The organism is Telluria sp. PB2R4, assembly GCF_059685695.1.
On the sequence record NZ_JCASIC010000021.1, the window covers coordinates 1 to 12,264 of the forward strand.

A 12,264-nucleotide genomic window follows, 5' to 3' on the forward strand; every position below is an offset into this window, starting at 1 on the left:
TGTCCAGAACGTCAATGCCTACCACCAACGATTGCGCCAATGGCTGGCCCGGTTTCATGGCGTGGCCTCGCGCTACTTGCCGAACTACCTGGGCTGGCATCGGGCACTTGATTGCGACCGAGTTACTACTGCTGAGCAATTGCTGCGCATCGCAGTTGGAGTCATCAATACGAAACGGTGACAGCGCCTTTTTTTATTCCGGGTGACCGACCACCCGGCCAGCGCGTTCTGCCCGATATTGTTGAGATCACGGCAAGCCCAACCGGTTCGGCGACCTCGGTTCACATTTGATCCTAGTCATGGCGTGGTCACAATCAGCCCATATACTTTGACTTAACTGCGATACACGTAACCGATATGCGTGATGGCAGCAGGTGTGCTGCACCGGGTGCAACACACCAACCGATTACGTCTCTTGGCCCGATCTTGGGTTGTGCCCGTCAGTCCCTGACGGGCATTTTTTTCTTCATATTAGCAACACGCCAACAAAAAACGGTTTGTCGGGCTTGAAGCTGCGTGGGATTTGGCTATGATGAAGCTCCCGCCCTGCGCTTCCGCAGGGCGGGATACAACACGATAATGGGAGCCTGTCCTATGAATCAACGTGTATCCGAGTCCTACGCGCATCCGCCCGAATCCGCCGGCACTGTCCAACGCCGTCACCACAACGACGGTAACCTGGTGCTGAGCGAACTGAGTCCGCTCGCCGTCATCGACCATCTCGACGACGCCAACGCGCCGCTGAACCTGCTCACCTTCGGCAACGTGCGCGAAATTTGTCCCAAGTGCCAGCACACCCACCTCAAGCTCGTGCTACGGCAGAACAGCGTACGCATGGCACACCTGTTCTGCGCCGGTTGCGAGAGCTGTTTCGACGCCCACTATACGGACGGCGCCCCGGCTCTGACGATCTGATCGGCGGGGCGGCCGTCCGCCGGTGTGGCTGGAAAAACGAGTGGCATGGTATCGTTGGCATTTGCCCAACGCTCCATCGCCATGCCCGCTTTGCTGTCGTTCCTGTTGCTCGATCCACGCTTGCGTTCCGCGCGCATCACGACGGCCCTCGTGCTATATGCGGGCGTCCTGGTCGCCGGTTCGATTCCCGGGGCCCGCGCCGAAGTTGGCGAGTTCGCGCCGGGGGTGGTGCTGCATGGACTGACCTACGCTTTCCTGAGCGCGCTGTGGTTCCTCGGCAGCACGGGCAGCGGCACGGTACGCGCCGCCAAGGCCGTGCTGGCGATCGCCCTGATGGGCGCCGGCGACGAGCTGGTGCAAAGCTTCCTCCCCTACCGCAATGGCGACGTGCGCGACTGGATGGTCGATGTCGGCGCAGCACTGCTGGCCAGCAGCTTGCTCGCCGTCATTGTTCCCCAGCACGGCAGCGTGCGCCAACGCTGACCCTTCCGCCCCCCGAAAAATCCGCCGGCCTCGTGGGCCGCTTGATGCAGCTCAGCTTTAACCCGAGTCAGCTGGAACGCTGACGCGCTTCTCGCCTCTCACTCCGGTGGCTTGACATCGTCACGCATCCGATACCACATCCACCATAAGGAGTTGACCATGACGCAAAAACACCAGAGCATGCTCCTGGCGGGCTTGCTGGCTGTATCGCTGGGCCTGGCCGGGTGCGCCGGCATGCGCGGCGGCGAGTCATCGAGCGACGCAAGCGGCACGAGCGGCAGCACTTCGGGCGGTTCCAGCGGCACCAGCGGCGCGACCGGCAGCAGCGGTTCCAGCAGCTACGGGGCGGGCAGCGCCACCGACGCCTCCGGTAATCCCACCGGCAGCAGCGGCAGCTCGAGCAGCATGGGCACCATGGGCAGCGGTACCACCGGCACCACCGACAGCTCAGGGAGCGCCGGCACCTCGGGCAGCAGCGGGTCCAGCGGCACCAGCGGCTCGTCGAGCCTCGACCAGTCAGGCAGCAGCGCAGCGGGCAGCGCGAGTGCCGCCGGCAGCCCGCCGGCATCGGCCGACGCGTCGGCGGCCGGCAGTGCAGCCCCCAACAGCACCGTCCTCGCCATCGAGGTCATCCCGCGTGACAGCGCGAGCAGCGCGGGCAGCTCGGGCTCTGCCGGCAGCACCGGCGCGGCCGGCGCCGGCACGAACACCTATCGCGTCACGCTACGCATGGACGACGGCAGCACCCAAGTCGTCAACCATGGCAGCACACCGGAATTCCGCAGCGGCGACCGCGTGAACGTCACCAGCGGCGTGATCCAGCGCTAGCACAGCCCAAGCACCCTGCGGCTCAGTCTGCTGCAGCATCCCCGCCGCCCATTCGGCGCCGGGGCGCCGTCGTCCTGCGTGGAGACGGCCCCTCGCACGCCATCCCACGACAATAAGCAAACGCGCACCAGGCCTGGTGCGCGTTTTCATTCGCTGAGCGCTCGATGACGTCCTGCGCGCTTAGCGCGTTGCCTCTACAGCCGAGCCTTTACGGCATGCCGGTTCCGCCGGGAAGACCATCCCCTTCCGCCTCGACCTCCTTGCGCTGCAAGGCCACGTTGCGGGTGGCGGCACTGATCACCTCGAACGGCAGCTTCGGCGTGCGGTCCGCGTTGAGCAGGCCGTTCGCTTCCTGGAAGGTGTCGGTAAACTGCGTGTAGCAGAAGCCGCTGAACATGAAGGTTTCGTTCACCACCCGCAGCAGGTCGCGGTACAGCGACAGGTAGCTCTCCGCCGAATGCGCGCGCGAATAGCCCCAGGTCGTCTTGTCGGCGTCCGGATCCTGCTTCGGATCGTAGGCAATGCCGCCGAACTCGGTCAGCACGATCGGCTGGCCGCGGTGCGGGAAGCCGTCCAGGGTCAGGATGCGGCCGCCCGGGCGCCGTTGATCGAACAGGGTACGCACCGGGTCGGTGACCGCGTAGCGCGCCTGCACCTTCTCGGGGTCGCAGTCGTAGTCGTGGATGCCGAGGATGTCGGTGGCCGATGCTTCCCAGCCATCGTTGCCGATCACCGGCCGCGTCGAATCGAGCGTGCGGGTCAGGTGGTACAGCGCCTCCACCGCATTGCGGTGCGCCTGCGTCAGGGTCAGGTTCGGCACGCCCCAGGATTCGTTGAAAGCGACCCACACGATGATGCAGGGGTGGCTGTAGTCGCGCTGAATGGCTTCGGTCCACTCGCGCACCATGCGCGTGATCGCCTTCGAGCTGAAGCGATAGGCCGAGGGCATTTCTTCCCATACCAGCAGGCCGAGCCGGTCGGCCCAGTACAGGAAGCGCGGATCTTCGATCTTCTGGTGCTTGCGCACGCCGTTGAAGCCCATCAGCTTCACCAGTTCGACGTCGCGCTTCAGGTGCTCGTCCGACGGCGCCGTCATGAAGGATTCCGGCCAGTAGCCCTGGTCGAGCACCAGGCGCAACTGGTACGGACGGCCATTGAGCATGAAGCGGTCGCGGTTGATCGAGACCGAGCGCAGCGCCGTGTACGAACGGATGCGGTCGAGCACGCGGTCGCCGCAGCGCAGCGTCACCTCGGCGTCCAGCAGGGTCGGGCGCTCCGGGCTCCACAGGATCTCGTTGCGCGAATCGTCGATGCCGGGGTCGGACAGCGCGATCTTGCGGTTCGCCTCGCCGGCCAGCAGCTTGTAGTAGTCGTCCGCCAGCAATTGCTCGCCGTGCCAGATCTTGACCTCGACGAACAGCTCCTGCTGGGTATGGCCGGCCGCGAACACCTCGCAGCCGATCTCGTAGGTCTCGAAGATCGGAGTCCAGCGCAGCGAGGCGATGTAGGTGTCTTCCACCTGCTCGACCCACACCGTCTGCCAGATGCCGGTGGTGCGCGGATACCAGATCGAGTGCGGTTCCAGCAGCCAGTCCTGCTTGCCGCGCGGCTTGGCCAGGTCGGCCGGATCGTCCTCGACGAACACGGTCACGACCTGCTTGCCGTCGGCGCGCATGACGCCGGTGATGTCGGCCTGGAAGGGCGTATGACCACCCTCGTGCTCGGCCACCAGGCGGCCATTGACCCACACCCGCGCCGCGTAGTCGACCGCGCCGAAGTGCAGGATGGTGCGCTTGTTGTTCGGCGTGAGCTCGAACTCGCGTTCGTACCAGACGGCGCGGTGGAATCCGGTGTCCTGGATGCCGCTCAGTTCCGTCTCGACCGCGAACGGCACGTTGATGTCGTGGGTCCATTCCGGACTGGCGTCCGGCAAATGGAATTTGAGCTCGTCGTCAAAGCAGAAGCGCCACTTTCCGTTCAGGTTGATCCAGTTGTCGCGCACCAATTGGGGACGAGGATATTCGAACTGATTCATTGTTGTCCTTTCTGTTCAGTCGGAACCGGAATCAGGATCCGGCCCTGTCGTCCATGCTTGTTATAGGCCGCCAGCGCGGCGGCGGCCGCTTGCCCAGCCTGTCCTGCCCGGCACAAGGCCACGCAGGCGCCGCCGAAGCCGGCGCCGGTCAGGCGTGCCCCGAGCACGCCGGGCGCCGCACGCAGTTGCGCGCACAGCTCGTCCAGCTCGGGGATCGATACTTCGTAGTCGTCGCGCAGGCTGAAGTGCGACGCGTTCATCAGTTCGCCGAAACGCTCGGCGCTGACGCCGCCCGCCGCCTCCAGCACGCGCAGGTTTTCCTGCACCACGTGGCGGGCCCGTTCGCGCATCGGCGAAGGCAGGCCTTCCACCGATGCTGGATCGGTTACGTCGCGCAGCGCCTGCACGCCCAGCTTGCGCGAGGCTTCCTCGCATTCGGCGCGCCGTTCGTTGTACTTGCTGGCGGCGAGCTTGCGCGCCACCCCCGAGTCGATCACGATCAGTTCGGAGTCCGGCGGCATTCGGACCAGGCGGTGTTCCAGCGTGCGCGCGTCGATGAACAGCATGCTGGTCTCGTCGGCCAGGCTGGATGCCATCTGGTCCATGATCCCGCAGTTCACGTGGGCGAACTCGATCTCGGCGCGCTGGGCGATGCGGGCCAGCTTCACGTCGTCGAGTTCGAAGCCGAGCAGCGCACGCAGCGCCCGCAGGGTCGCCACCTCGAGCGCGGCCGAGGAAGACAGGCCGGCGCCGACCGGCAGGTCGGTGGTGACGTAGACCCGCACCGGCGGCACCTCGATGCCCTCGGCCTGCACCAGCCGGATGCAGCCCTCGATGTAGCTGCCATAGCCCTGCGGCGCGTTGCCGTCGTGGGCGAAGGTGACGGTGTTATCGAAGGTCGGCGAATAGAAGTGGAAGTGGTCGTCGCCACTGCGGCTCATCGCCACCAGCGTGCGCTGCGGGGTCGCGACCGGCAGCATGAAGCCGTCGTTGTAGTCGGTATGCTCGCCGAGCAGGTTGACGCGCCCGGGAGCCGACGCGTTCACTTCAGGCGCGCCGCCGAAGAAGGTATCGGTGTTCATCATGATGATGCTTGCGCCTCCAGCCAAAGGGGCCGCTTGCGGCCATGTACGTCCGCCGCCGGCCAGCCGGGGTCGAACGTGAGATTCTCGAGCCCGTCCGGGCCGAGCAGGAAAGTGTCTTCGATTTTTACGCCCGCGAAGCTTGGGTTGAATGCGAATGCCATGCCCTCTTCCAGCAGGGTCGCGGTGCTCGGGCCGGCGACGACCTCGCGCGCCCGGTAGCCGGTGATGCCGCCCTGGTGGTGCTCGCGGATCGCCGTTTCGCGGTCGGCATGCCGGTAGGCCGCGTCGAACGCGTGGTACACGGCCGACAGTGACTTGCCCGGCTGGACCACGGCCAGTCCGGTGGCTTCGACTTCCATCAGGGCGCGCTGTGCATCCAGCGGCGCCGATTGCGGCCCCCCGAAGCTGACGAAGCGGGTCAGGTTGGCATACAGTCCGTGGCGGCGCGCGCAGAACACCAGCATGGCGCGCGCCCCCAGGGGCTCGCCAGTGGGGGTCGGATGGCGCCAGGCCGGCAGGCGCCGCTCGCCGGCGGCCAGCACCAGCGCCGGATGGATGCCGCGCCGCCACAGGGCCTCGGCGCCGGCGCCCGCCAGCTGGTACTCGGTCCAGCCGGGCTGGGCGCGGCGCAGCACCTCGCTCATCGCCTCGGCGGTTTCGCGGCCCAGGACGCGGTAGCGTTCGCGCTCATCGAGGCCCAGCACCATGCGGCGCTGGCGCAGCGCGTTCGGCAGCGCATGCTCGCGCGCGGCGTTCGCGCCGTTTGCGGCGGCGGGACGATCGGACAGGATGCGGCGCCCGCCGGCCGCGTTCAGCACGTAACGTTCGCGCAGCTCCGGCTCGGCCCAGGGTTCGACGTGAAAAGTGAAGCCGTCGGGCAGCTCTTCGGTGCGCAGGCGCTCGGCCTCGATGGCGTCGGTCAGGATGCAGGCTTCGTCAAGCGTGACCAGCACTTCGGCCACGCCGCAGTCGGTGGTCTGCAGCACGGTGCTGGAGCCGCCCGCCGTCACCCAGCCAAACCAGTCGGCCCCGCGCAGGCGCAGCGCGCCGGCGTCCGCCGCGGCCAGGTGCGCGCGCAGGTCCGCCAGCTTGCCCGCGACCTCGGCGGCGCGCTGCTGGACCGGGGTCATGCGCGATCCTCCGGGGCAGGCGCGCCCCGCGCGCCCAAACCGGCGTCCAGGCTGACGTCGACCTGCTGCAGTTCGTAGGCCGTGGTCTCGGGCAGCACGTCCATCGCGAACATGCCGGCCGCCAGCTCGGTGCCGGCGAGGTACTTCAGGCGGTCGCGGGTCCGGTATGGCGGGTAGAACTGCGCGTGCAGCTGGGTCTCGGGGTGCGCGGCGCCATCGAGGGGCGCCTGGTACCACGCCATCAGGTAGGGGAAGGGGCGGTTCCACAGCGCCTCGAACTTCAGCAGCACGGTCTTGAGCGCGCGCGCCAGGCCGGCGCGCTGGGCCGGCGTGAGCGCCGCGAAGTCCTTGCAGGGGCTGCTGGGCATCACCCACACCTCGTAGGGGTAGCGGGCGCAGGCCGGCACGAAGGCGATCGCATGCTCGTCCTGGTACAGCACGCGCTTGCCGTCCGCGGCTTCGTCGCGCGCCATGTCGCACAGCAGGCTGGTGCCGTGCTGCAGGAAGTAGTCGCGCTCCTGCGCCAGCATGCGCGCCGGCACCGCCGGCACGAAGGGATAGGCATAGATCTGGCCATGCGGATGGTGCAGGGTCACGCCGACTTCGGCGCCGCGGTTCTCGAACGGCAGCACATACTGGATATGCTGCCGGCCCTCGAGGCGCTTGCTGCGGTCGCCCCACACCGACAACAGCAGTTCGATGCGCGACAGCGGCAACGAGGCCAGCGATGCATTCGGTTCCTGCGTGAACACCACCACCTCGCAATGGCCGTTCGCGGGCGCAGTCGGCACCGTCACCGCCGGCGGATCATGCGATTCCAGGGCCAGCGAAGGAAAGCGGTTGTCGAACACCGCGATCTCGTAGTCGCCGGCCGGCATCTCGGTGGGATGCTGCGGGTCGCTCATGGGGGCCAGCGGGTTGTACTGTGGCGGCGGCTGGTAGGTGCGGTTCTGGCGGAAGGCGGCGTAGGTCACCCATTCGCCGCGCAGCGGATGCCAGCGCAAATGGGGGTTGGCATGCTGGGGGTCAAGGAATGGGCTGGGCGCAGTCAGTCCATCCGGGATCGGATGGTTACTGTACAAGGTGATATTGCGTCCGTCCGGCTTCTTGAGATCTTTGCTGTGCATGGCATCCAAAAAAATGTCGGGCATGGGTAATGCAACGAGCGCAAGCAGGCGCCGGGGAACCCGGTCTGGTCGCAGTCTGTGACAACGATCCTATCATGCTGTTTTCGCCACAGTTTCTCTCTAGCACGGCTGCATTTTCCGCCTATCAACGCCATAGCCGCGCAGGGAAAAAGCCTGCGTTGCGGCCTGCCTAGCCGCGCCTAGGGAAAGCCGCATTTGCCCCAGTAGAGACTGGCTCCAGTGTAAGTACAATCCTACAGGATGATTGGACTTATCTACACATTTCGGCGCGTCAGAAACCTACAAGCTCATCCTGGACGCGACGAAAAAAAACCCCGGCATTGCCGGGGTCCGGTTGAAGCGAACGGGTCCCTACTTCGCGAGCTCGACCAGCACCGCGGTGTACATCTGCAGATTCAGCAGCAGCTGTTTCTCGGTGATGAACTCGTGCTCGGAGTGGCCGGTGTAGACCTTGCCCGGCATGGCCGGACCGAAACTCACGGCGCCCGGGAACAGGCGCGAATTGGTGCCGCCGCCGATTGCCACCGGCTTCGGGTCTTTCATGCCGGTGAAGTACGAGAACACGTTCATGAGGGTCGGCAGGTGCGGGGCGCTCTTCTGGATCCACGGCTCGCCGATGCGAACCGTGACGTTCGCCAGCGGCAGCTGGCGCGCCTGCCACTGCGCCAGCGCGGCATTGACCTCACCCGTCAGCTGCTCGGCCGTCTTGCCTTGCGGGCGGCGCAGGTTGATCGAGACTTCGATGCCGTCTTCGCGCTGGCGGATCACGGTCGGCGCAAAGCTCATCGGGCCCATGAAGCTGTCGCGGTAGGCGACGTTCCCGAACTTCTCGCCGTAGATGCCGGTGCCGACCATTTCGTTGAGGTAGTTCACCACGCCGCCGGCCACCGTGTTGGCCCACGGGCGCACGGCCAGGGCGTCGGCCAGCATGCTCACCGCGTTGACGCCGTCTTCCGGCTTGGACGAGTGGGCCGATACGCCCTTGGCCTTGATCACCAGGTGGCGGGCCGCGCCGGCTTCCTGCCAACTGAAGCTGTACTGCATGCCTTCCTGTTTCGCGCCGCGCGCGCGCACCGCTTGCTCGATCTCCGGCGTGGCATTGGCGATGAGGGCGTTGGCGTCTTCGGGAATCTGGGTGCCGAAGAAGCCGCCGCCGAATTCGGCCACATAAGGCTGCCCTTCAGGCGGCGGCGTCGCGCCGGCCTTCGGCACGGTCACGGCCACCGTGCCGGAGCCCTTCTCGGCCGTCACCGCCGGATATTCGGCGTCGAGCGTGATGTTCACCTGCGGCGGCTGGTGGGTTTTCAGGAACTCGACCAGCGGCGCCCAGTTGGACTCTTCGCCCATGTACACGTACAGCTCGATGCGCTTGGACAGCGGCAGGCCCTTGTCGCGGATCGCCTTCATCGCATACATCGCGGTCGCGATCGGGCCCTTGTCGTCCTCGGCGCCGCGCGCCAGCAGCTTGCCCGGTTCGCTGGTGCGGTCCAGCACGAAGGGCGACTTCTTCCACTTGCCCGGGTTGACCGGCTGCACGTCGCCGTGGGTGACCACGCCGACCCGTTCGGTGCCACTACCCAGGCCGATGATCACGGTCCAGCCGTGGTCCGCGTAGTCCAGGCCCAGGCGCTGGGCCTGCGCCTTGAGTTCTTCCTTGAAGGCGATGTGGACCGGATTCTGGTCGGACGGGATGGTCTTGTCGGCCACCGTGTTGTAGCTGACCAGCTTGGCCAGCAAGTCGACCACGTCTTTACGGTAGGTGCTTGCCGCATATTTCGCGGTCTTGACGGCGGCGTCGCTCGGGGCCGGGTTGGCCGCGCCGACCGTAGTTGCCGGCAGCGCGAAGGAAGCCAGCAGCAGGCTGGCGAGCAGTGTTGTTCGAATCATGGTGCCGTCTCCAGTGCGAAAGCTGTGGTTGCAATAGCGCAAGAAGTCTAGCACAGGCCTGTGCGCCCGGTCGGCGCCCTTCGGGTTATTGTGAGGCACCCGGCCAATCCACAGGAGCACCGCCATGAGCGCCAGATCCGTCCACCGCCTGCACCCCGCGCTGCGCGACGATATCGGCGACCTGATCACGCAGCGCCCGCTTCCCGGCCGCCTCGTCGACCAGATCGATCCTTTCCTGTTCCTCAACCACCACGGCCCGCAGACCTACCCGCCGCACAACCGCGGCCTGCCCTTCGGCCCGCACCCGCACCGCGGCTTCGAGACCGTCACCTTCATCCTCGAAGGCAGCCTGGCCCACCGCGACAATGCCGGCCACGAAAGCGTGATCCACGCCGGCGGCGTGCAGTGGATGACGGCCGGACGCGGCATCGTGCATGCGGAAGTCTCGCCGCGCGAATTCCTCGAACGCGGCGGTCCGATCGAGATCCTGCAGCTGTGGGTCAACCTGCCCGCGCGCCTGAAGATGAGCGAGCCTGCCTATACGGGCCTGCAGCGCGCGGATATTCCCGCGCTGCCGCTGGACGGCGGCACGGTGCGGCTCAATTTGATTGCGGGCGAATGGGAGGGCAGCCGTGGGCCGGTGCAGTCGCTCACCGGGGTGTTCATGAGCACGCTGGAGATGCGGGCTGGAGGCAGCATCCGCTTTGGTGGGCTGGAGGGGCGCAACGTCTTCCTGTATGTCGCGCGCGGGGTGGTCCAGGTGGGCAACCATGCCGACCTGGTCAGCCCGATGCACCTGGTGGAGCTCGACGAGACCGGCGACACGGTGGAGATCCGCGCCTACGCCGATGCCGTGCTGGTGTTCGGCCATGCGGATCCGATCCGGGAACCGGTGGTCTCGCATGGCCCCTTCGTGATGAACACGCGCGAGGAAATCGCGCAGGCCATCAGCGACTACCAGGCCGGGCGCTTCGGATCAGCGCTGGGCTAGCGCGACCGAGCGGCCGGCCTGGGTGGTGATGTGCACGGCGTGCGGCAGCTTGCGGCTATCCATCTGGTCGAAGCTCAGGCGCAGGTCCTTGTCCATCGCGACGAAGCGGTTCTTGCCGACGTGGACGATCCGGGTCGGCCCGTCGCCGAGGTCGGCGTACAGGGTACGGCTGCGGCCGTCGACCTTGCCGGTGACGGTCAGCATGCGGCCGTCGTCGAGCGCATAGTCGCCCTGCACCTTGTCGAACATGAAGGGGGCCATCCGGGTCTGCGTCGGCTGGGCGCCGACGACGGTGACGCGCTCGGAGCCCTGGCCTGCTTGTGTCGCTTGCGGCGAAGCGTAGGCGCTCAGGGTGACGAAGGTGGCGGCGGCTGCCAGCAGGAGTTTGGTGCGCATGATGGGTACTTCCTTTCAGGTCGAAGTGAATTGGTCCGGACCTGTGCGGCTTCGATGCACGCGCCGCGCGGTCCACGGTGTTCGTTCAGTTTCGCCAGCGTTTGTCTGGGTTTGTCTGGCGATGAGGGAAGTGTAGCGATACGCCATGGCGGCTCAAGCCGTTCGCGCCGGAACGCCGAAAACGTGGTCCGAAATGCGAAAAACCGGTACCAGACGGGGCATGCATATTGCCGCCTGCGTTCGACGTCTGCACGCCGTACAGATGCCGGATTCGGACCGTGCGTCTGCATGCCGCGCAATGCCTTACAGTAGGGCTAAATCCACTGAGAATGACCGCGTATGCAAGCCATTTCCCTCGTCGCCACCACGCGCGGCTACCCCGATTCGGGCTATGTCGTCGAGAACATGCACGCCGGTTCGATCGCGGTCGTCGACGTGCAGGGACGCCTGTTGTACTCGAGCGGCGATCCACACTACCCCACCTTCACACGCTCGGCGCTCAAGCCTTTCCAGGCCCTGCCTTTCGTGCTGTCCGATGGTCCGTCGCGCTTCGGCTTGAGCCGCGACGAACTGGCGCTGCTGTGCGCCAGCCATTCGGGCGAGGAGAAGCACCTGCAAGGCGTGGCCTCGATCCTCGACAAGATCGGGCTCGACCCCGGCCACCTCGAATGCGGCTGTGCGACGCCGCTGTTCTATGAATTCACCGGGCAGCCAGTGCCGCACGGACGCAGCTGGACGCCGCTGCACCACAACTGCTCGGGCAAGCACAGCGGTTTCCTGGCATGGTGCCGCCTGCACGGCGCGCCCACCCAAGGCTACGTCGAGCGCAGCCATCCGCTGCAGCAGGCGATTTGCAGCACGCTGGCCGACACCCTGGGAATGCCGGCCGACTGGATGCCGGTGGCGCTGGACGGCTGTTCGGCGCCGAACTATGCGATGCCGCTGTCACGCCTGGCGCACCTGTATGCGCGCCTGGCGCAGGGCGACGCCGACCCGCAGCTGGGCGGCGCCATGGGCATGCTGTTCGATGCGATGACGGCGCGGCCCGACATGGTGTCCGGCACGGCGCGCACCGACCTGGACTGGATGGAAGCGGGCGGCGGCGACTGGGTGGCGAAGATCGGCGCCGACGCGGTGCAGGCCATCGGCGTGCGCTCGGCGGGCCTGGGTATCGCGATCAAGATCGCGGACGGCAACAGCCGCGCCCTGCACCCGACGGTGTTCGGGGTGCTCGACCAGCTCGGCCTGCTGGACGATGCGCGCCGCGCCCGGCTCGAGCACTACCGCCAGCCGCCGATACGCAATGCGCGCGGCACGGTGGCGGGCGACATCCGCACCCTGTTCACACTCACGCCGGCGGGCTGAA

11 protein-coding genes and 1 pseudogene are annotated in these 12,264 nt (G+C 66.6%); 6 read left to right on the forward strand and 6 right to left on the reverse strand.

The window, feature by feature from the left end; genetic code table 11:
• From AC56LU_RS23325 to AC56LU_RS23340, 4 genes and pseudogenes are all read left to right on the forward strand, one after another.
• Positions 1–181: pseudogene (locus AC56LU_RS23325) on the forward strand (IS1595 family transposase); the annotation flags it as partial.
• Between the two features lie 413 nt (positions 182–594).
• Complete coding sequence (locus tag AC56LU_RS23330) at positions 595–915, forward strand: hypothetical protein (protein ID WP_497177986.1); 321 nt, start codon at positions 595–597, stop codon at positions 913–915.
• A 45-nt stretch (positions 916–960) separates the two neighbouring features.
• Entirely contained in the window at positions 961–1,398 is a 438-nt protein-coding gene (locus tag AC56LU_RS23335) for a VanZ family protein (RefSeq protein ID WP_497177987.1), read from the forward strand.
• Positions 1,399–1,557: 159 nt separating this feature from the next.
• Positions 1,558–2,226: a hypothetical protein gene (locus AC56LU_RS23340; RefSeq protein WP_497177988.1), complete on the forward strand. Its 669-nt coding sequence runs from the start codon at positions 1,558–1,560 to the stop codon at positions 2,224–2,226.
• Between the two features lie 208 nt (positions 2,227–2,434).
• Here the strand turns inward: AC56LU_RS23340 and AC56LU_RS23345 are convergent, their stop codons facing one another.
• The 5 genes from AC56LU_RS23345 to AC56LU_RS23365 all read right to left on the reverse strand — a co-directional run bounded on the left by AC56LU_RS23345 (position 2,435) and on the right by AC56LU_RS23365 (position 9,511).
• Entirely contained in the window at positions 2,435–4,261 is a 1,827-nt protein-coding gene (locus AC56LU_RS23345) for a glycoside hydrolase family 2 protein (protein WP_497177989.1), read from the reverse strand.
• Entirely contained in the window at positions 4,258–5,346 is a 1,089-nt protein-coding gene (gene galK, locus AC56LU_RS23350; RefSeq protein ID WP_497177990.1) for a galactokinase, read from the reverse strand. The genes AC56LU_RS23345 and galK overlap by 4 nt, the downstream gene beginning before the upstream one ends.
• Positions 5,343–6,476, reverse strand: a complete 1,134-nt coding sequence (locus AC56LU_RS23355) for a M24 family metallopeptidase (protein ID WP_497177991.1) — start codon at positions 6,474–6,476, stop codon at positions 5,343–5,345. Before AC56LU_RS23355 ends, galK begins: the two co-directional genes overlap by 4 nt.
• Positions 6,473–7,603 (reverse strand): galactose-1-phosphate uridylyltransferase, encoded by a 1,131-nt coding sequence (galT, locus tag AC56LU_RS23360; protein WP_497177992.1) that lies wholly within the window; start codon positions 7,601–7,603, stop codon positions 6,473–6,475. The genes AC56LU_RS23355 and galT overlap by 4 nt, the downstream gene beginning before the upstream one ends.
• A 372-nt stretch (positions 7,604–7,975) precedes the next feature.
• Positions 7,976–9,511 (reverse strand): dipeptidase, encoded by a 1,536-nt coding sequence (locus AC56LU_RS23365; RefSeq protein ID WP_497177993.1) that lies wholly within the window; start codon positions 9,509–9,511, stop codon positions 7,976–7,978.
• 124 nt (positions 9,512–9,635) lie between these two features.
• On the opposite strand from AC56LU_RS23365, the gene AC56LU_RS23370 reads away from it, so the two are divergent.
• Positions 9,636–10,502 carry a pirin family protein gene (locus AC56LU_RS23370; RefSeq protein WP_497177994.1) on the forward strand — a complete coding sequence of 289 codons (867 nt, stop codon included), beginning with the start codon at positions 9,636–9,638 and terminating at the stop codon, positions 10,500–10,502.
• On the opposite strand, the gene AC56LU_RS23375 is transcribed toward AC56LU_RS23370, so the two are convergent.
• Positions 10,488–10,898, reverse strand: coding sequence for a hypothetical protein (locus AC56LU_RS23375; RefSeq protein ID WP_497177995.1), 411 nt, complete (start codon positions 10,896–10,898; stop codon positions 10,488–10,490). The genes AC56LU_RS23370 and AC56LU_RS23375 overlap by 15 nt on opposite strands.
• Before the next feature lie 339 nt (positions 10,899–11,237).
• Between AC56LU_RS23375 and AC56LU_RS23380 the strand changes: the two genes are divergently transcribed.
• Entirely contained in the window at positions 11,238–12,263 is a 1,026-nt protein-coding gene (locus AC56LU_RS23380; RefSeq protein ID WP_497177996.1) for an asparaginase, read from the forward strand.
• Position 12,264: the final 1 nt, after the last annotated feature.

What these genes read in the sequence shown, in the direction of transcription:
- AC56LU_RS23330 (WP_497177986.1), top strand. Translation starts at nt 595, where the DNA reads ATGAATCAACGTGTATCCGAGTCCTACGCGCATCCGCCCGAATCCGCC.
- AC56LU_RS23335 (WP_497177987.1), top strand. Translation starts at nt 961, where the DNA reads ATGGTATCGTTGGCATTTGCCCAACGCTCCATCGCCATGCCCGCTTTG.
- AC56LU_RS23340 (WP_497177988.1), top strand. Translation starts at nt 1,558, where the DNA reads ATGACGCAAAAACACCAGAGCATGCTCCTGGCGGGCTTGCTGGCTGTA.
- AC56LU_RS23345 (WP_497177989.1), bottom strand. Translation starts at nt 4,261, where the DNA reads ATGAATCAGTTCGAATATCCTCGTCCCCAATTGGTGCGCGACAACTGG.
- galK (WP_497177990.1), bottom strand. Translation starts at nt 5,346, where the DNA reads ATGATGAACACCGATACCTTCTTCGGCGGCGCGCCTGAAGTGAACGCG.
- AC56LU_RS23355 (WP_497177991.1), bottom strand. Translation starts at nt 6,476, where the DNA reads ATGACCCCGGTCCAGCAGCGCGCCGCCGAGGTCGCGGGCAAGCTGGCG.
- galT (WP_497177992.1), bottom strand. Translation starts at nt 7,603, where the DNA reads ATGCACAGCAAAGATCTCAAGAAGCCGGACGGACGCAATATCACCTTG.
- AC56LU_RS23365 (WP_497177993.1), bottom strand. Translation starts at nt 9,511, where the DNA reads ATGATTCGAACAACACTGCTCGCCAGCCTGCTGCTGGCTTCCTTCGCG.
- AC56LU_RS23370 (WP_497177994.1), top strand. Translation starts at nt 9,636, where the DNA reads ATGAGCGCCAGATCCGTCCACCGCCTGCACCCCGCGCTGCGCGACGAT.
- AC56LU_RS23375 (WP_497177995.1), bottom strand. Translation starts at nt 10,898, where the DNA reads ATGCGCACCAAACTCCTGCTGGCAGCCGCCGCCACCTTCGTCACCCTG.
- AC56LU_RS23380 (WP_497177996.1), top strand. Translation starts at nt 11,238, where the DNA reads ATGCAAGCCATTTCCCTCGTCGCCACCACGCGCGGCTACCCCGATTCG.